This window comes from Lentzea jiangxiensis (genome assembly GCF_900104175.1).
Lineage (GTDB): Bacteria > Actinomycetota > Actinomycetes > Mycobacteriales > Pseudonocardiaceae > Lentzea > Lentzea jiangxiensis.
On the sequence record NZ_FNIX01000001.1, the window covers coordinates 67064 to 84544 of the forward strand.

Sequence of the window (17481 nt, forward strand, 5' to 3'; positions counted from 1 at the left end):
TCGAGCCGTCCCGCGTCAAAGGTCCCCGCTGCAGTGGATCCGTGGACGGGGGGAGCCTGCGGATCCCAAGCGGGCCACGCGATTCGACGGGGGGAGACGAACCGCGCAAGGTGCCTCGCGCTCGTCGATCGAGCGTGGGAGCCGACTCGCGGAGGCGGTATCAACTTCTCAGATACATCCTTGCGATCACAAGTGCTTGTATTACTCCATTCGAGTGTATTTAGCGGCGCAAAGTAACGCATCTGCAGCGATGCATCAGTCCTTGACCAGTCCAGTGGGCTGGCTCACGATGACCCCACAGGCTGGGTGTTCAGCGAGTGAATGAGGTCGCCGCATGGTCTTTCGCAGTCCGTTCCCCGATGTCGAGATCCCCGACGTGTCGCTGCACCAGCTGTTGTTCGGCGACATCGCCGACCGGGCGGACAGGGTTGCGCTCATCGACGGCATGTCCGGCGCGACGCTGACCTACGGGCAGCTCGCCGGTGCCGTCGACCGCCTGGCGGCCGCGCTGGCCGCCCGAGGTATCGGCAAAGGTGATGTCGTCGGCATCCTGAGCCCGAACACGCCGTACTACGCCGTCGTCTTCCACGGCATCCTGCGGGCGGGCGCCACGGCCACCACGATCAACGCGCTCTACACGCCCGACGAGGTCGCGCACCAGCTGCACGACGCGGGCGCGAAGATGCTGTTCACGGTCTCGGTGCTGCTGCCGAACGCCGCTGGAGGAGCCGCGAAGGCGGGCGTGACCGACGTGGTCGTGCTCGACGGCGCCGAGGGCTACCCGTCGCTGCCCGAGCTGCTGGCGAACACGCACCCGGTGCCCGAGGTGTCCATCGACCCCGCCAACGACATCGCGGTGCTGCCGTACTCGTCCGGCACGACCGCGTTGCCCAAGGGCGTGATGCTGACGCACCGCAACCTGGTCGCGAACCTCGTGCAGTGCGAACCGATCCTGTCCGACGTGGGCCCGCACACGCGGATCCTCGCCGTGCTGCCGTTCTTCCACATCTACGGCATGCAGGTCCTGATGAACAACGGCCTCTACATCGGCGGCGTGGTCGTGACGCTGCCGAAGTTCGATCTGCCGGAGTTCCTGAGGGTCATCGCCGAGCACAGGACCGACCGCGTCTACATCGCCCCGCCGGTCGCCGTCGCCCTGGCGAAGCACCCGATCGTCGACAACTACGACCTGTCCCCGATGAAGCTGCTCTTCTCGGGCGCGGCCCCGCTCGACGAGGACCTGGCCGACGCCGTGAAGAAGCGCATCGGCTGCAAGGTCTCGCAGGGCTACGGCATGACCGAGATGTCGCCGGTCAGCCACGCCATCCCGGACGGCCGCGAGGACATCTCGATCGGCACCGTCGGCGTGATCATCCCGAACCTGGAGTGCCGCCTGGTCGACCCGGCCACCGGCCAGGACGTCGGTTCCGGCGAGCGCGGCGAGCTGTGGTGCAAGGGCCCGAACATCATGAAGGGCTACCTGAACAACCCGGAGGCCACCGCCGCGACCATCGACGACGAGGGCTGGCTGCACACCGGCGACGTGGCCGTGATCGACGCCGACGGCATCGTCTCGATCGTCGACCGCGTCAAGGAGCTGATCAAGTACAAGGGCTACCAGGTCCCGCCGGCCGAGCTGGAGGCCGTCCTGCTGACGCACGAGGAGATCGCCGACGCGGCGGTCATCGGCGTGCGCGACGCGGACGGCGAGGAGATCCCGAAGGCGTTCGTGGTCCGGCAGGAGGACTCGACCCTGGACGCCGACGCCGTCATGGCGTTCGTGGCCTCGCAGGTCGCGCCGCACAAGAAGGTGCGCGTGGTGGAGTTCATCGAGGCGATCCCGAAGTCGGCGGCGGGCAAGATCCTGCGCAAGGACCTCAGGGCACGCGAACAGGCCTGATCCGTTCGGTGCACGCCCCCGGCGGGACCACCGCCGGGGGCGTTCGCCGTGGGGCACGACGACCTGCCGGGGTACGCCGGGAGGGGCGGCATGGCAGGCTAACCGGCATGTCTGTCGGAACCTTGGTGCTGCTCCGCCACGGCGAGAGCACGTGGAACGCGGAGAACCTGTTCACCGGCTGGGTGGACGTTCCCCTGTCGGAGAAGGGCGAGAAGGAGGCCCGTCGCGGCGGTCAGCTGCTGCGCGAGGCGGGTGTGCTGCCGGAGGTCCTGCACACCAGCCTGATGCGCCGGGCGATCATGACCGCGAACCTGGCGCTCGACGCCGCCGACCGGCACTGGATCCCGGTCCGCCGCGACTGGCGCCTGAACGAGCGCCACTACGGCGCGTTGCAGGGCAAGAACAAGAAGCAGACGCTGGAGGAGTTCGGCGAGGAGCAGTTCATGCTCTGGCGCCGCTCCTACGACACCCCGCCGCCGCCCATCGAGCCCGGCAGCGAGTTCAGCCAGGACACCGACCCGCGCTACGCGGGCCTCGGCCCCGACCTGCCGCTGACCGAGTGCCTGCTCGACGTCGTGAAGCGCATGCTCCCGTACTGGGACGAGGCGATCGTGCCGGACCTGCGCACGGGCAAGACGGTTCTCGTGGCCGCGCACGGCAACTCGCTGCGCGCGCTCGTGAAGCACCTCGACGGCATCTCCGACGAGGCCATCGCGGGGCTCAACATCCCCACGGGCATCCCGCTGCGCTACGACCTCGACGAGGACCTCAAGCCGATCAAGCCGGGCGGCGAGTACCTCGACCCGGACGCGGCGAAGGACGCCATCGCGGCGGTCGCGAACCAGGGTCGATAACCGCGTTCCGAGAAAGGCGCACCCGGACGCCGGGTGCGCCTTTCCGCGTCTTAGGACACGGTTGGGTGAACAAGGTCTGACCAGGCGCGGAACAACCGTCCACTGAGGTGTCGCGGGTATCACGGTTCACGCTTCCGCACTAGGCCAGGACACCTCTGAGCTGCTTACCATTCGCCTCGTGACCACAACGGGTTACCTCGCTGTGTCGATCGGCCTCGCGCTCATCGGCGCGATGGCCGCTTTCCTCGTCGGCCGGTTCACCGCACCAAGGCGACCCGGGAAGCCGGAAGGCCTCACGGTCGCCGACCTGATCCAGCAGATCGTCCACGACTCCCACGACGGCATCGTGGTGCTCAACCACTTCGGCGACGTGGTGCTGCACAACCCCCGTGCCGAAGAGCTCGGGATCGTCCGCAACAACCGCGTCGACGACCGTGCGCGCAAGGCCGCCGAAGGCGTCCGCAACAGCAACGAGGTCGTGTACGTCGACCTCTCGCCGCTGGAAGGCCGTTCGGGACGGCAGCCGGAGGCCGTGCACGCCGAGGTCCGCCTGCTCATCGAGGACTTCACGGTCGTGGACGCCACGGACGAGTCGGAGTCGGTGCGGCTGGAGAAGACCCGGCGCGACTTCGTGGCGAACGTCAGCCACGAGCTGAAGACCCCCGTCGGCGCGTTGGCGCTGCTCGCGGAGGCCGTGCTGGACGCGAGCGACGACCAGGACGAGGTCCGCCGGTTCAGCGCGAAGATCATGCAGGAGGCCACGCGCCTCGGCACGCTCGTCACCGAGCTGATCGCGCTGTCGCGGCTGCAGGGCGCGGAGAAGCTGCCGGAGCTGTCCGACACCGAGATCGACGTCGTGGTCAACGAGGCCCTGTCGCGCTCGAAGCTCGCCGCCGAGTCGGCCAACATCACCATCACCACCGACGAGCCGAGCGGGTTCATCGTGCCGGGCGACCGGTCGTTGCTGGTCACGGCGCTGACGAACCTGCTGGACAACGCCGTCGCCTACTCGCCGCCCGGCAGCCCCGTGAGCGTCAGCCGCCGGCTGGTGGACGGGTACGTCGAGATCGCCGTGACCGACCGCGGCATCGGCATCGCCGAGGACCAGCAGATCCGCGTCTTCGAGCGCTTCTACCGCGTCGACAAGGCCCGTTCGCGCGCCACCGGGGGCACCGGGCTGGGGCTCGCGATCGTCAAGCACGTCGCCGCCAACCACGGCGGTGAGGTGAAGCTGTGGAGCCTGCCAGGAACGGGTTCCACCTTCACGCTGCGGATTCCCGCCGCGGCGACCGAACCGAACCCGACTCTCGTGCCGACTGGCACGGGTGAGCCAGGAGGAGAGCTGTGACCAGGGTGCTCATCGTGGAGGACGAGGAGTCCTTCGCCGATCCGCTCGCCTTCCTGCTGCGCAAGGAGGGGTTCACCGCGGCGCTCGCCGCCACCGGCCAGGAGGCGCTCGAGGAGTTCGACCGCAACGGCGCCGACATCGTGCTGCTCGACCTGATGCTGCCCGGCATGAGCGGCACGGACGTCTGCAAGCAGCTGCGCCAGCGCTCCGCCGTCCCCGTGATCATGGTGACGGCGCGCGACAGCGAGATCGACAAGGTCGTCGGCCTGGAGCTGGGCGCGGACGACTACGTCACCAAGCCCTACTCGGCCCGCGAGCTCATCGCCCGCATCCGCGCGGTGCTGCGCCGCGGCGGTGAGTCCGAGGACCTGCTGCCGCAGATCCTCGAGGCCGGCCCGGTGCGGATGGACGTGGAACGCCACGTCGTCACCGCAGGCGGCCAGGACATCAGCCTCCCGCTCAAGGAGTTCGACCTCCTGGAGTACCTGCTGCGCAACGTCGGCCGCGTCCTGACCAGGGGCCAGCTGATCGACCGCGTGTGGGGAGCGGACTACGTGGGGGATACGAAAACGCTGGACGTGCACGTCAAGAGGCTGCGCTCGAAGATCGAACCGGACCCGTCGGCACCGCGGCACCTGGTGACCGTGAGGGGTCTGGGTTACAAGTTCGAGTCCTGACGGACACGACCAGGTACCGTTTCCGGCGTGCGCCTGGGCGTTCTCGACGTGGGTTCCAACACCGTCCACCTCTTGGTGGTGGACGCGCATCGTGGTGCCCACCCCATCCCCATGACGTCCGAGAAGACGATCCTTCGTCTCGCCGAGCAGTTGGACGGCTCCGGTCAGCTATCCAAAGCGGGTGCTGACCAGCTCGTCCGTGCCGTGGCCGCCGCGAAGGCGTCGGCCAAGCGGTCCGGCTGCGAGGACCTGATGGCGTTCGCGACCTCGGCGGTGCGCGAGGCGGGCAACTCCGCCGAGGTGCTCGACCGGGTGCGCACCGAGACCGGGGTCGACCTCAAGGTCCTGTCCGGCGAGGACGAGGCGAAGTACACCTTCCTCGCGGTCCGCCGCTGGTACGGCTGGTCCGCGGGCAAGTTGCTCTGCCTCGACATCGGCGGCGGCTCGCTCGAGCTCGCCGTCGGTCGGGACGAGAACCCCGACCTGGCCTTCTCCGTGCCGCTCGGCGCGGGCAGGCTCACCAGGACCAGGTTCCGCAAGGACCCGCCCCGGCGCTCGGAGGTCCGCGAGACCACCGACTGGCTCGCCGAGCAGCTCGCGCCCGTGGCGCGGAAGCTCAAACGCGCGGGTGAACCCGATCGAGTGGTTGCGACCTCGAAAACCTTCCGAACGCTGGCGCGGCTCACCGGGGCCGCGCCATCGTCTGCCGGTCCCAGGGCGCGCCGGGTGCTCACCGACGCGGGCCTGCGGCAGCTGATCGCGTTCATTTCCCGGATGTCGGCCGGCGACCTCGCCGAGCTGGAAGGCGTGAGCACCTCGCGCGCCCACCAGCTCCTGGCGGGCGCGCTGGTCGCGGAGGCAACGATGCGAGCCCTGTCACTCACGCAGCTGGAGATTTGCCCGTGGGCGCTCCGGGAGGGTGTCATCCTCCGGCGGCTGGACCACACTGATGGGACGGACCAGAACGATGCTGGCCTGACCGGGGCACGGTGGAGTTGATGAGTCGAGAGAGCGGATCCGACCAGACGCAGCGCACGGTCGCTGAGCTGCTCGCCCAGTACGGGGGCAGCGCGGAGAGCGCGCCACGTCGGCGACGCCGCCGGTCTGCGGACGAAGAGGACGACGTCCAGCAGCCGGAGACCGCACCCCAGACGATCATCGAGCGGGTCCTGTCCGACAGCGGCCGGCTGATGGCGATCCGCGACGACGCCGTCGCACCGACCGGCCGTCGCGCCGCACCCGAACCGACGGCGCCCGCCGCCCCGCCGGTCGTCGACCGCACCGCGTACCCGCCGAAACCGCAGGCCGCGCCGCAGCCCTCGCAGCAACTGCCGGTGCCGCCGGCGCAGCCGCCGCAGGTCCGCAGACCGGCCCCGCCGCAGCCCGCCCCGCCCGCGCCCCAGCCCGCGGCACCGGTGCCACCGCCCCCGGCGGCCACCGAGCAGACCCGGCAGGTGCCGCAGGTCCGCGACCAGCCGTCGCGCTCGGACATGCCGCGCCCGGACGCGGGCCGCCTCGAGGCGCGGCTCGACCAGGGCCCCGCGTCGCGGACGGACATCACCAGGCCGCAGCCGGTGCCGCCGTCCGTGCAGGTGCCGGTCCCCGGCCCGCCGCGCGAGGCGATGACCGAGCAGCTCCCGCGCATCCCGGCGAAGGCGCCCGTGGACAAGATCGCCGCGCTCGAGACCGAGTCCGTGCTGATCGTGCCGCCCGCCCCGCCGAAGCTGCCGGAGCCGTTGCCGGGCAACCAGCCCGACGCCTGGTTCGGCGACGACGACGACCCGAACGTCCACACCGACCTGTCGATGGCGCCGATGGAGTCGACCGCGGCGCACCCCGGCCCGTACGTGGACGACGACTCGCAGGAGTACGCCGCCTACCGCGCCGAGGACGACCACCTCGCCGACGACGACGCCGAGGACGACGACGAGGGTCCCGCCGGGCTCGACGACGCCGGTGAGGCGGAGGAGCTCGCCGAAGCCGAACCGCGGTCGGCCGGCAAGGAGTGGCTGGTCATGATCGGCCAGCTCGCCGTCGGCGTGCTCGGCGGCGCCGGTCTGTGGCTCGCCTTCAACTACCTGTGGCGCTCGCTTCCCGCCGCCGCACTCGTGGTGGCGCTTTTCGTTACCGTGGGCCTGGTGTTGCTGGTGCGAAAGATCCGCCGAGCGGACGATCTGCAGACCACCGTCCTGGCCGTGCTCGTCGGCCTCATCGTGACAGTCTCACCAGCGGCGATGCTGCTGGTGAAGAGTTGACCGCCCGCGTCCCGGTCGGGCTCTCCACGGCGTCGGTCTACCCGCAGCCCGCCGGAGCGGCGTTCGACATCGCGTCCGAACTGGGCTACGACGGCGTCGAGCTGATGGTGTGGGCCGACCCGGTGTCGCAGGACATCCGCGCGGTCGACCGCCTGTCGTCCCGGACGGGCATGCCGGTGCTCGCCGTGCACGCGCCCTGCCTGCTGATCTCGCAGCGCGTGTGGTCACCGGACCCGGCCGAGCGCCTGCGCCGGGCTGTTTCGGCGGCGGCGGACCTGGGGGCGCCGACCGTGGTCCTGCACCCGCCGTTCCGGTGGCAGCGCAAGTACGCGGACGGCTTCGCCGAGCTGGTCTCGTCGCTGGAGGACGAGAGCGGCATCGCGATCGCCGTGGAGAACATGTTCCCGGTGAAGCGACCCCTGGGCCGCGGTCGCTCGGTGGAGATGAACGCCTTCAAGCCGTCGGTCGACCCGACCGACGTGGGACACCGCAACTACACGCTCGACCTGTCGCACTCCGCCGCGGCCCACATGGACGCCCTGGAGCTGGCGAAGCGGATGGGGGACGGGCTGCGGCACGTCCACCTCGCCGACGGCTCCGGTGCGCCGAAGGACGAGCACATGGTGCCGGGACGCGGGACCCAGCCCTGTGCGGAGCTCTGCGAGATGCTGGCGCGGGGCGGGTTCGACGGGCAGGTCGTGCTGGAGGTCAACACCCGGCGGGCCGGGTCCGTGGACGCTCGGCGGGAGATGCTGGCCGAGTCGTTGTTGTTCGCCCGGCTGCACCTGGACTGGGCTGCCGAGGGTGGGGCCGGGAAGGCCCGGCCCGGGATTTCCCGCTGACGCGCGAGTCGCCGGTCGGCCTGCGTTGGCTGCGGTTCCAGCGGGGGGTTGCGCCGGCGCGGTCGGGTCGCCTTGCGAGGGTGGTTCTCCAGGTCGGGACGAAGCCCGGCGGCGTCGGGTTCATCCGGCTCGCTGCGCGTCGTCCCGCCAGGCGAAGTGAGTCCCCGCCGCCGGTAAGTCGACTGGCGAGTTAGGGTTCGTGGTGTGGACCCGCTGCGAGCGTTGATCATGGCCGCGTCTCGCAACGAGACGGTTCGGCACCTCGTCGCCAACGCGCCCATCAGTCGTGACGTCGTGAAGCGGTTCGTGGCTGGTGAGAGCACGAAGGACGCTGTCGAGGTCGTGCGGGGTCTTGGGCTGCCGGTGACGCTGGACTACCTCGGTGAGGACACCACGGACAAGGCGCAGGCCGAGAAGACCGTTCAGGCGTACCTGGAGCTTCTCGACGCCCTGCACGCCGCCGGGTTGGCCGGGGACGCGGAGGTGAGCGTCAAGTTGTCCGCGGTCGGGCAGTCGCTCGACGAGGCCCTCGCGCTGACGAACGCCTCCCGGATCTGCGCCGCCGCCGAGCAGTGCGGGACGACCGTCACGCTCGACATGGAGGACCACACCACCACCGACTCGACGTTGCGGGTGCTGCGCGAACTGCGGCGCACCTGGCCGTGGGTGGGGGCGGTGCTGCAGACGTACCTGCACCGGACGCTCGACGACTGCCGGGAGCTGTCCGGGGCCGGGAGCAGGGTCAGGCTGGTCAAGGGCGCCTACGCGGAGCCTCCCGAGGTGGCGGTCCAGGACCCGCACGAGGTCGACCTGAACTACGTGCGGTGCGCGAACGTCCTGCTGGCGGGCGAGGGGTACCCGATGTTCGCCACGCACGACCCGAGGCTGGTCGAGATCATCGGCGAGCGGGCCCGCTGGTACGGCAAAACGGACTTCGAGTACCAGATGCTGTACGGCATCCGGCCCGAGGAGCAGAAGCGTCTCGGCACCCGCGTTTATGTCCCCTACGGCGAGCAGTGGTACGGATATCTCATGCGGCGACTTGCGGAACGGCCTGCCAACGTGACTTTCTTCCTGCGGTCGCTGGCCAGCCGCTCATGACCTTCTCCAAGTTCAGCGCGGTCCGGTCTCTCGGTGACGGAACGTTCACCGCGTCCCTGCCCGCCGAGTGGACCGTCGGCCCCAAGCCCCACGGCGGGTTCCTGCTGGCGGTGATGACGCGTGCGGCCGCCCAGGTGGTCGATGCGGAGCCGTTGGCCGTGTCCGCGCAGTTCCTGCGGGCTCCCGAGGTGGGGCCGGTGCTCGTCCGCACCGACGTGCGCAAGGCGGGGCGGACGGCGACGGTCATCGCGGTGTCGCTGGAGCAGCGCGGGCAGGTGTGCGTCGAGGCGTCGGTGACGACCGGGCGCATCCCCGAGCACCGGGCCGACTACGTGAACCTGCCGGCGATGCCCGCCGCGCCGCCGGCCGGTGCGGTGGAGCTGGGCACGTTCCCGACCGGCGGTGCCTACAAGGTGGGCTCCCTCTGCGACCTGCGGGTGGACCGGGAGTCGGCGTCGTTCCTCGACCGGCGCACGGACGGGCCGCTGACGTTCAAGCTGTGGGCGCGGCCGGTCGACGAGCAGCCGGACCCGTACTTCGCGCTGGTCGCCGGGGACCTGTCGATGCCGGTGACGTTCAACCTCGGGCGCTTCGGGTGGTCGCCGACGGTGCAGCTGACGGCGCTGCTGCGCGCGCGGCCCGCGCCGGGGTGGCTGCGCATCCACGTCAGCTGCCAGGCGGTGCACGGGCAGTGGTTCGACGAGGACGCCACGGTCATCGACTCGGCCGGGCGGCTGGTGTGCCAGGCACGGCAGCTGGCGCTGTCACCCGCTGTGTGAGACTTGACCGATGACGAAGATCGCGGTGCTCGGCGCGGGCAAGATCGGTGAGGCGCTGCTGTCCGGGCTCCTGCAGGGCGGCCGCGCGGCCGCCGATCTGATGTTCACGGAGAAGCACGAGTCCCGGGCCCGGTCGCTGACCGAGCAGTACGGGTTCGAGGCCGTCACGGTCGCGGGCGCGGCCGCCCGGGCCGACGTGCTGGTCGTGGCGGTCAAGCCGCAGGACATCGAGCCGCTGCTCACCGAACTGTCGCCGGTGCTGCGTCCGGGAACGCTCATCGTGTCGTTGTGCGCGGGTCTGCCGACGGCCCTGTACGAGCGCAGGCTGCCCGCGGGCACGCCGGTGGTGCGGGTCATGCCGAACACGCCGATGGTCGTCGGTGAGGCGATGAGCGCGGTCTCCGGCGGGTCCAACGCGACGGCCGAGCACCTCAAGGTCGTCGAGGAGCTGCTGTCGACCGTGGGCAAGGTCGCGGTGGTGCCGGAGTCGCAGCAGGACGCGGTGACGGCGCTGTCGGGGTCCGGTCCCGCGTACTTCTTCTTCCTGGTCGAGGCGATGATCGACGCCGGCATCCTGCTCGGCATCCCGCGTGACCTGGCCTCCCAGCTCATCATCCAGTCGGCGGTGGGCGCCGCGACGATGCTCGCCGAGGGCACGAGCCACCCGGTGATCCTGCGCGAGGCCGTCACGTCGCCCGCCGGCACGACCATCATGGCGATCCGCGAGCTCGAGAAGCACGGCGTCCGGGCGGCCCTGCTCGCGGCCATCGAGAGCGCCCGCGACCGGTCCGTCGAGCTGGGTCGGCAGCACGAGGACTGACCGAAGTGAGGCCCGGCGCCACTTGGCCGTCGCAGGAGCCACACCAGTCCCGCTACTCTCAGGGCAGCACGTGCGTGTCGAACCGTCGGTGGGGAAGACCGACGGCACGACACGTGTCGAAGGATGCGGTGATGTATGCCTGCGAAGGAGAACGAACGAACAGGTCTCGCTCAGGTGCAGTTCCTGACCGTGGCTGAAGTGGCCTCGATGATGCGGGTCTCCAAGATGACCGTGTACCGCCTGGTGCACTCCGGCGAGCTGCCCGCGGTGCGGGTCGGCAAGTCGTTCCGGGTGCCCGAGAAGGCGGTCCACGCCTACCTGGAGAACGCGTACTTCGACGCTGGCTGAAGGCCGGTGAACCCCGCCGGGTAGACTGGTAGGCCGATCGTGCTTACCGGCGCGCCGTGCTTGACACGGCCAAGGCTGGGGCGCGCCAGTCAAAGCAACGTCTAGAGCGAAGGAACCCGCATGGGCTCGGTCATCAAGAAGCGCCGCAAGCGCATGTCGAAGAAGAAGCACCGCAAGCTGCTGCGCAAGACCAGGGTCCAGCGCAGGAAGCGCGGCAAGTAAGCCCGCGTGCGCTCTGCCGCCGCCGGCCTCCTCTCGGAGGAGACCGGCGGCGGTTGCGTTTCTCCGGCCCCACCCCCTGATCGGGTGTTTGCGCCGATCCGGATGTCACCGCGTGGGACGGGGCGGCACACCGCGGGAACTGGGCCGCCGTTCGGGTGATTGGCCTGTGAGCCCGCGTGACCTGCGTCAAGACGGCGTTCCGGCCCCCTCCGGTTTCCGATCCGGTCTGTAGCATCGACCAATCGCACCGCCCTTCGTGCTTGGAGTCGCATGACGCCCAAGGTCGTCCTCGTCACCGGAGTCAGCCGCTTCCTCGGCGGCCACCTCGCCGCGCGCTTCGCCGCGAACCCGGACGTCGAGCGCGTGCTCGGCGTGGACACCGAGCCGCCGCCGCGCGACCTGCTGCGCCGGATGGGCAGGGCGGAGTTCGTGCGGGCCGACATCCGCAACCCGCTGATCGCGAAGGTCATCTCCACCGCGAACGTGGACACGGTCGTCCACGCCTCCGTCACCGCCAACCCGGCCGGGCCCACCGGTCGCACGGTGATGAAGGAGATGAACGTCATCGGCACCATGCAACTGCTGGCCGCGTGCCAGAAGTCGCCCAAGGTGCGCAAGCTCGTCGTGAAGTCCACCAGCGCCGTCTACGGCTCCAGCAGCCGCGACCCGGCGGTGTTCACCGAGGACATGAGCCCGAAGGACCTGCCGTCGTCCGGCTACGCCAAGGACGCGGTGGAGGTCGAGGGGTACGTGCGCGGGTTCGGCCGCCGCAGGCCGGACGTGAACGTCACCACGCTGCGCTTCACGAACTTCATCGGGCCGCGCATCGACACGGTGCTGACCCGCTACTTCGCCCTCCCGGTCGTGCCCACGGTGCTGGGCTACGACGCCCGCGTGCAGCTGCTGCACTCCGAGGACGCCCTGGCGGTCCTGGAGCGCGCGACGATGCACGACCTGCCCGGTGTCTACAACGTGGGCGGCGACGGCGTGCTGCTGCTGTCGCAGGCGATCCGCCGGGCGGGCAGGCTGAACCTGCCGGTGCCCAGCTCCGCCGTGCCCACGGTCGGCGGCTTCTTCCGGAGCGCCCGGCTCGTCGACTTCTCGCCCGACCAGATGAGGTTCCTCAACTGGGGGCGCGTGGTCGACACGACCCTGCTGAAGAAGGAGTTCGGGTTCACGCCGCGGTGGACCACCCAGCAGGCGTTCGACGACTACGTGAACGGGCGGGGCCTGAAGCCGCTCGTCGACCCGGAGACGGTTGCGGCCGCGGAACGGGGAATCCTCGACGTGGCCGCCCGTTTCCGCTGATCTTGCTTTGAGGAGATGAACGCAGTGGCAGGAGCACGCGTTATCCCGCTGCACGACCCGGAACGCGACGCCGCGCGCAGAGCGCGCCACGTCGAGGTGGTTCCCGAACCGGAGCAGCAGCAGTCCGCGACACCGGACTGGGAACGCAGGCTGACCGACCTGCTGGCGTTCGCGCGCAGGCGGCTCGCGGGCGACTACGAGGTCGACGAGTTCGGCTTCGACCGCGACCTCACCGAGAACGTGCTGATGCCGCCGCTGAAGCCGCTGTACGAGAAGTGGTTCCGCGTCGAGACGATCGGCCTGAACAACGTCCCGATGGCGGGCGGCGCGCTGATCGTGGCGAACCACTCCGGCACGGTGCCGCTCGACGCCCTGATGACCGCGTACGGCATCGCGTCCGAGCACCCGGCGCACCGGCCCCTGCGCGGCCTCGGCGCGGACCTGGTGTTCCGCACGCCGGTGCTCGGCGCCCTGGCCCGCAAGGGCGGCCAGACGCTCGCCTGCAACGCCGACGCCGAGCGCCTGCTGTCGTCCGGTGAGCTCGTCGGCGTGTGGCCGGAGGGCTTCAAGGGCATCGGCAAGCCGTTCAAGGACCGCTACAAGCTGCAGCGCTTCGGCCGCGGCGGCTTCGTGTCGGCGGCGCTCAAGACCGGCGTGCCGATCATCCCGGTCTCGATCGTCGGGGCCGAGGAGATCTACCCGATGATCGGCGACATCAAGGCGCTGGCGAGGCTGCTGGGCTTCCCGTACTTCCCGGTGACGCCGTTCTTCCCGCTGCTCGGGCCGCTGGGCGCCATCCCGCTGCCGTCGAAGTGGTACATCGAGTTCGGCGAGCCGATCCGCACCGACGTCTTCGGCGAGAACGCGGCCGACGACCCGATGCTGGTGTTCAACCTCACCGACCAGGTGCGCGAGACGATCCAGCAGACCCTGTACCGGCTGCTCACCCAGCGTCGGAACGTGTTCCTCGGCTGATCAGGTCCTGCACCTCGGCGTAGCCGAACGCCTGCGGCGCGGGTGCGCCGTCGCGAACTGCCCGCGCGGTCGCGACGGTGTGGTGCAGGGCTGCCCGGAACAGCAGTGATCCGGTGCTGATCCGCTTCACGCCGAGATCGCCGAGCTCCTTCGGCGTGCGCTGCTGGGCCAGCACGTTCAGCGGGGCCAGCGCGGCGAGCCTCTCGATGTCGCGCGGGTCGGTCAGGCCCGCGACGAAGATGCCGTCAGCGCCGGCGTCGACATAGCGGCGTGCGCGCTCCTCGGTCTCGTTCAGGGCGATGCCGAGCCAGTGGGTGTCGATGCGGGCGTTGAGGAAGACGCCCGGTGCGCGTTCTTTGACGGCTGAGATGAGCTGCGCCTGCTCCTGCGGGGTGGCGAGGCCGTGCGGGCGGCCGTCCTCCAGGTTCACGCCCGCGACGCCCAGGCTCGCGACGAGGTCGGCGACCTCGTCCGGTGGCGCGCCGAAACCCGACTCCAGATCCGCGGTGACGGGGAACGGCAGGTCCGCGAGCAGCCGCGCGAGCGCGACGGTCTGATCTCCCGCGAGCCCCGCCCCGTCCTCGATCCCGTGGGCGGCGGCGACGCCGAGGCTCGTGGTGCCGACCGCCCGGAAGCCGGCGGCGTGCAGGGCGACGGCGGAGGAGTGGTCCCAGGCGTTGGGGAGGACCAGCGGTTCCGCCTGGTGGTGCAGGGCCCTGAACGCCATGTTCTTGGCGATCCGGGTGGCCAGGCGCCGTCCGGGGCAGGCGTGCGGGCCGTGGCCGAACGGGTGGTGCGCGAGGCTGACCTCGACGACGCCCCGGGGCGTCTGCCTGCGCGTGACCGGCACCGGCGGCGCGGGGTCGCCGGTGCGCAGGCGGTCGGCGAGGGCGTGCGTGGCGGCCCACGCCTGGACGAGCAGCACGATCCGGGCCGCCGCCTCCTCGCCGTGGGAACCGGCCAGGCGTTCGACGGCGGCGTCGGCCGCCGCGGTGATCGGCTCGTGGGGCTGGTAGCTCGGGGCGATCGCGGCGATGTCGTCCAGCGAACCCGGCAGGCCGAGCGCGGCGGCGAGCTCGTCGAGGGTGGTGACGTGGACGCCGTCCAGCAGCCGCTCGGTCAGAGCACGTCGGCGGACGTGCTCGGCGCCGTTGCTGAACCTGACCGCGGACGACCTGAGCCAGGCCACCCCGGCGTCTCCTGGCGGCACCGGCGGGACCGGCAGCAGCAGCTCTTCGCTCATGCCGACGACGCTAGGGGCTGGACGGTTCGGCGCCGGCCGAAGTGTTCCGGTCGCAGAATGGGCCCGTGGAAGGACTCGCCGGGGTGGCCGGACTGCTCGCGGACTCGACCCGTGCCGCCATGTGCTGGGCACTGCTGGACGGGAGGGCCTGGACGTCGCGTGAGCTGGCCCTGCACGCGGGGGTGGCGGCCTCGACCGTCAGCGAGCACCTGACCCGGCTGGTCGAGGGCGGTCTGCTGGTCGAGCACCGGCAGGGACGCCATCGGTACGTGGCGCTGGCCGGGCCGCACGTCGCCGAGCTGCTGGAGGCGATGGCGGCGTTCGGGCCGCGGGTGCCGCCCCGCGGGTTGCGGGCGGCCGCGGTGTCGGAGGCGATGGCGCGGGGGCGGACCTGCTACGACCACCTCGCCGGTCGGCTCGGGGTTGCGCTGAGGAGCGGGCTGGGAGACCTCGGCGTGGTCTCCGCTGACCTCGCCATCACCGAGCCGGGTGAGGTCTGGCTGGAGAAGCTCGGCTTCGACCCGGGCGAGCGCCGACGCAGCCGTGCCTGCCTCGACTGGACTGAGCGCGTTCCGCACCTCGCCGGTGCCGCCGGGGCGTTCCTCTGCGCGATGTTCTTCGAACGCGGTTGGATCCGCCGGATCGGCACGTCGAGGGCCGTCGTGCTCACCACGGAGGGGGAGCAGGGGTGGCGGGCGCTCGGCCTGCCGGGTGTGCCGGCCGCATGAGCTGCCGCTACTTCACGCGGCGGCGGTACGCCAGGGTTGCCGCCACGGCGCCTGCCACCACCCCGGCGCCCAGCACCGACGGGACGCCGATCTTGGCCGCCTTGCGGCCCGTGCGGAAGTCGCGGATCTCCCAGCCCTTGCGGCGGGAGACCTCGCGGAGTTGCGAGTCCGGGTTGACGGCCACCGCCGTGCCCACGACGGAGAGCATCGGGACGTCGTTCGACGAGTCCGAGTAGGCGGTGCAGCGGCGCAGGTCGAGGCCTTCCTTGGCGGCCAGGGAGCGGACTGCCTGGGCCTTGGCCTTGCCGTGCAGGAGGTCGCCGACCAGGCGGCCCGTGTAGATGCCGTTCTCCGATTCGGAGACCGTGCCCAGGGCGCCGGTCAGGCCGAGGCGGCGGGCGATGATCTGGGCGAGCTCCACCGGGGTGGCGGTCACCAGCCAGACGCGTTGGCCCGCGTCGAGGTGCATCTGGGCCAGGGCTTGCGTGCCCTTCCAGATGCGGTCGGCCATCAGTTCGTCGTAGATCTCCTCGCCGAGCGAGACGAGCTCGCCGACGCTGCGGCCCGAGACGAACGACAGCGCCTGTTCGCGGGAGGCCTTGACGGACTCCGGGTCCTCCCGGCCGCCCACCCGGAACTTCAGCTGCTGCCAGATGAAGCCTGCCAGGTCGGAGGTGGAGAAGTACTTGCGCGCGGCGAGGCCCCGGGCGAAGTGGAAGATCGAGGCGCCCATCATCATCGTGTTGTCCACGTCGAAGAAGGCCGCGGCGGTCAGGTCAGGCGGGACCGTCAGGGACGCTTCGAGCTCCGGCGCCATCGCGGCGGCCTGGATCGCCGCGTCTGCCGATGCCTCGCCGGCTAGTTCGGCCAGCCGGTCGCTCTCCACGTCACGCTTGCCTGCCATGTCACAAGCCTAGCGATCAGCCCGGCGAACCTGCTCAGAGCTGGTCCAGAACGACTCGGGCGCGTCGTGACCGGTGTGCGGTGCTCAGCCGAAGCTGATCCCCGGCAGCAGCGGCAGCGAGATGCTCGGCAGGGGCAGCGGGAGCGGGATCGTGATCTCCGGCTTGGTGGTCGACGGCCCGGGGGTGCTGCCCGGCTTCGAGGTGGGGGCGGCCGAGGTGCCGGGTGCCACCGACTGCGTGGGCTCCGGCGACGGGTTCGCCGAGCCGGGCGGCACGGGCCGGCCCGCGGTGGGGGGCGCTGCCGAGGACGGCCTGCTGCTCGGTGACGTGCTCGGGTCGGTGACGACCGAGCCGCACGCGTCCTTGGCAGGCAGCGGGCCCAGCGTGTCCGAGGAACCGCTCGTCACGGCGGCGCAGCCGGTTCGTGCGGCCAGGTCGTGGGCTCGCTGGGCGATGCTCGCCAGCAGCCACATCGTCGTGTCGGCGTGCGCGCCCGCGTCGCCGGACAGGCGGGGGCGCAGGGTGCCGAGCTTCTCGTACTGGCCGAGCGCCCAGTCGCGGAGCGCGGGCAGCGCGGTCCTGTCGGAGGTCGTGGCCCAGGTGGTGAGCTGGCGGGAGCCCTCGACGGCGTCGGCTTCGAGGTCGGTGAGGGCCGTGAGCTGCGCGGACTCCTCCGACGAGCGGTCGGCCAGGGTTTCCATCTCGGTCACCCGGGAGGCGGCGAACTCCAGGTGCTTGAGGGCTCGGTCCTGCTCGTCGAAGGTCAGGCCGAGCGAGGCGCCTTCGGTGGTGCGCTTCACGCCGTAGAGCGGGTCTCCCGGGAGCGCGTCACGGCTGAGCAGCACGCTCATGCCGGTGAGCGACAACAGCAAGCACAGGACCGCGGCCGCTGCGACTGCCAGTCGTGCGCGCGCTCCCATCCGTCTTACCGAGGCGCCGGCCAGCGGTTTCCCGGGGGGCGGCGCGGTGAGGACGCGCTGCTTCATGCGTTCGCGCGTCTCGGCGTCCGGGCCGACGTCCATCTTCCTGAGCAGCTCGACGATCGCCAGGTCCTCGGCGAGGTCGTCGTTGCCCACCGGCTGAGGGCCGCCTTCAACCGCACGAGCGAAGCGCTCGTGCTCTGCCTGCCGCCACCGCGGTGTTCTTCCCTTGCCGTCCATCTCAGCCCGAGTAACG

18 protein-coding genes are annotated in these 17481 nt (G+C 71.0%); 15 read left to right on the plus strand and 3 right to left on the minus strand.

What is annotated here, in order from left to right:
• The first annotated feature begins 334 nt into the window (after positions 1 to 334).
• From BLQ91_RS00390 to BLQ91_RS00455, 14 genes are all read left to right on the plus strand, one after another.
• Positions 335 to 1900, plus strand: a complete 1566-nt coding sequence (locus tag BLQ91_RS00390) for an AMP-binding protein (protein ID WP_090094576.1) — start codon at positions 335 to 337, stop codon at positions 1898 to 1900.
• Positions 1901 to 2007: 107 nt separating this feature from the next.
• Positions 2008 to 2754, plus strand: coding sequence for a phosphoglyceromutase (locus BLQ91_RS00395; RefSeq protein ID WP_090094577.1), 747 nt, complete (start codon positions 2008 to 2010; stop codon positions 2752 to 2754).
• Positions 2755 to 2932: 178 nt separating this feature from the next.
• Positions 2933 to 4102, plus strand: a complete 1170-nt coding sequence (locus tag BLQ91_RS00400) for a sensor histidine kinase (RefSeq protein ID WP_176959513.1) — start codon at positions 2933 to 2935, stop codon at positions 4100 to 4102.
• Complete coding sequence (locus BLQ91_RS00405; RefSeq protein ID WP_090094578.1) at positions 4099 to 4779, plus strand: response regulator transcription factor; 681 nt, start codon at positions 4099 to 4101, stop codon at positions 4777 to 4779. Before BLQ91_RS00400 ends, BLQ91_RS00405 begins: the two co-directional genes overlap by 4 nt.
• 27 nt (positions 4780 to 4806) lie before the next feature.
• Complete coding sequence (locus BLQ91_RS00410; RefSeq protein WP_090094579.1) at positions 4807 to 5778, plus strand: Ppx/GppA family phosphatase; 972 nt, start codon at positions 4807 to 4809, stop codon at positions 5776 to 5778.
• Entirely contained in the window at positions 5778 to 7034 is a 1257-nt protein-coding gene (locus BLQ91_RS40960) for a hypothetical protein (RefSeq protein WP_176959514.1), read from the plus strand. Before BLQ91_RS00410 ends, BLQ91_RS40960 begins: the two co-directional genes overlap by 1 nt.
• Entirely contained in the window at positions 7031 to 7876 is an 846-nt protein-coding gene (locus BLQ91_RS00420; protein ID WP_090094580.1) for a sugar phosphate isomerase/epimerase family protein, read from the plus strand. Before BLQ91_RS40960 ends, BLQ91_RS00420 begins: the two co-directional genes overlap by 4 nt.
• A gap of 204 nt (positions 7877 to 8080) precedes the next feature.
• Positions 8081 to 8977, plus strand: coding sequence for a proline dehydrogenase family protein (locus BLQ91_RS00425; protein ID WP_090094581.1), 897 nt, complete (start codon positions 8081 to 8083; stop codon positions 8975 to 8977).
• Positions 8974 to 9756 carry a thioesterase family protein gene (locus tag BLQ91_RS00430; RefSeq protein ID WP_090094582.1) on the plus strand — a complete coding sequence of 261 codons (783 nt, stop codon included), beginning with the start codon at positions 8974 to 8976 and terminating at the stop codon, positions 9754 to 9756. The genes BLQ91_RS00425 and BLQ91_RS00430 overlap by 4 nt, the downstream gene beginning before the upstream one ends.
• 10 nt (positions 9757 to 9766) lie before the next feature.
• Positions 9767 to 10576: a pyrroline-5-carboxylate reductase gene (proC, locus tag BLQ91_RS00435; RefSeq protein WP_090094583.1), complete on the plus strand. Its 810-nt coding sequence runs from the start codon at positions 9767 to 9769 to the stop codon at positions 10574 to 10576.
• A gap of 135 nt (positions 10577 to 10711) precedes the next feature.
• Positions 10712 to 10924: a helix-turn-helix domain-containing protein gene (locus BLQ91_RS00440; protein WP_030477960.1), complete on the plus strand. Its 213-nt coding sequence runs from the start codon at positions 10712 to 10714 to the stop codon at positions 10922 to 10924.
• Positions 10925 to 11044: 120 nt separating this feature from the next.
• The gene (locus BLQ91_RS00445; RefSeq protein ID WP_015105422.1) at positions 11045 to 11146 is read left to right on the plus strand and encodes a 30S ribosomal protein bS22; all 102 of its coding nucleotides are present in this window, start codon (positions 11045 to 11047) and stop codon (positions 11144 to 11146) included.
• 270 nt (positions 11147 to 11416) lie between these two features.
• The gene (locus BLQ91_RS00450) at positions 11417 to 12454 is read left to right on the plus strand and encodes an NAD-dependent epimerase/dehydratase family protein (RefSeq protein ID WP_090094584.1); all 1038 of its coding nucleotides are present in this window, start codon (positions 11417 to 11419) and stop codon (positions 12452 to 12454) included.
• A 15-nt stretch (positions 12455 to 12469) separates the two neighbouring features.
• On the plus strand, positions 12470 to 13429 hold the full coding sequence (locus BLQ91_RS00455; RefSeq protein ID WP_090094585.1) for a lysophospholipid acyltransferase family protein: 960 nt from the start codon (positions 12470 to 12472) through the stop codon (positions 13427 to 13429).
• Here the strand turns inward: BLQ91_RS00455 and BLQ91_RS00460 are convergent.
• Positions 13398 to 14672: an isocitrate lyase/PEP mutase family protein gene (locus BLQ91_RS00460; RefSeq protein ID WP_090094586.1), complete on the minus strand. Its 1275-nt coding sequence runs from the start codon at positions 14670 to 14672 to the stop codon at positions 13398 to 13400. The genes BLQ91_RS00455 and BLQ91_RS00460 overlap by 32 nt on opposite strands.
• A 65-nt stretch (positions 14673 to 14737) precedes the next feature.
• Here BLQ91_RS00460 and BLQ91_RS00465 point away from each other — a divergent pair, with 65 nt between their 5' ends.
• The gene (locus BLQ91_RS00465) at positions 14738 to 15400 is read left to right on the plus strand and encodes an ArsR/SmtB family transcription factor (RefSeq protein ID WP_090094587.1); all 663 of its coding nucleotides are present in this window, start codon (positions 14738 to 14740) and stop codon (positions 15398 to 15400) included.
• Between the two features lie 7 nt (positions 15401 to 15407).
• Here BLQ91_RS00465 and BLQ91_RS00470 read toward each other — a convergent pair whose 3' ends face one another.
• Both BLQ91_RS00470 and BLQ91_RS00475 read right to left on the minus strand, forming a co-directional pair.
• Complete coding sequence (locus tag BLQ91_RS00470) at positions 15408 to 16304, minus strand: HAD family hydrolase (RefSeq protein WP_090094588.1); 897 nt, start codon at positions 16302 to 16304, stop codon at positions 15408 to 15410.
• 84 nt (positions 16305 to 16388) lie between these two features.
• Complete coding sequence (locus BLQ91_RS00475) at positions 16389 to 17381, minus strand: DUF5667 domain-containing protein (protein ID WP_090094589.1); 993 nt, start codon at positions 17379 to 17381, stop codon at positions 16389 to 16391.
• Positions 17382 to 17481 lie beyond the last annotated feature (100 nt).

Excerpts from the sequence above, each read along its gene's own strand:
- BLQ91_RS00390 (WP_090094576.1), top strand. The coding sequence starts at position 335 with ATGGTCTTTCGCAGTCCGTTCCCCGATGTCGAGATCCCCGACGTGTCG.
- proC (WP_090094583.1), top strand. The coding sequence starts at position 9,767 with ATGACGAAGATCGCGGTGCTCGGCGCGGGCAAGATCGGTGAGGCGCTG.
- BLQ91_RS00440 (WP_030477960.1), top strand. The coding sequence starts at position 10,712 with ATGCCTGCGAAGGAGAACGAACGAACAGGTCTCGCTCAGGTGCAGTTC.
- BLQ91_RS00460 (WP_090094586.1), bottom strand. The coding sequence starts at position 14,672 with ATGAGCGAAGAGCTGCTGCTGCCGGTCCCGCCGGTGCCGCCAGGAGAC.
- BLQ91_RS00450 (WP_090094584.1), top strand. The coding sequence starts at position 11,417 with ATGACGCCCAAGGTCGTCCTCGTCACCGGAGTCAGCCGCTTCCTCGGC.
- BLQ91_RS00445 (WP_015105422.1), top strand. The coding sequence starts at position 11,045 with ATGGGCTCGGTCATCAAGAAGCGCCGCAAGCGCATGTCGAAGAAGAAG.
- BLQ91_RS00395 (WP_090094577.1), top strand. The coding sequence starts at position 2,008 with ATGTCTGTCGGAACCTTGGTGCTGCTCCGCCACGGCGAGAGCACGTGG.
- BLQ91_RS40960 (WP_176959514.1), top strand. The coding sequence starts at position 5,778 with ATGAGTCGAGAGAGCGGATCCGACCAGACGCAGCGCACGGTCGCTGAG.
- BLQ91_RS00430 (WP_090094582.1), top strand. The coding sequence starts at position 8,974 with ATGACCTTCTCCAAGTTCAGCGCGGTCCGGTCTCTCGGTGACGGAACG.
- BLQ91_RS00470 (WP_090094588.1), bottom strand. The coding sequence starts at position 16,304 with ATGGCAGGCAAGCGTGACGTGGAGAGCGACCGGCTGGCCGAACTAGCC.
- BLQ91_RS00455 (WP_090094585.1), top strand. The coding sequence starts at position 12,470 with ATGAACGCAGTGGCAGGAGCACGCGTTATCCCGCTGCACGACCCGGAA.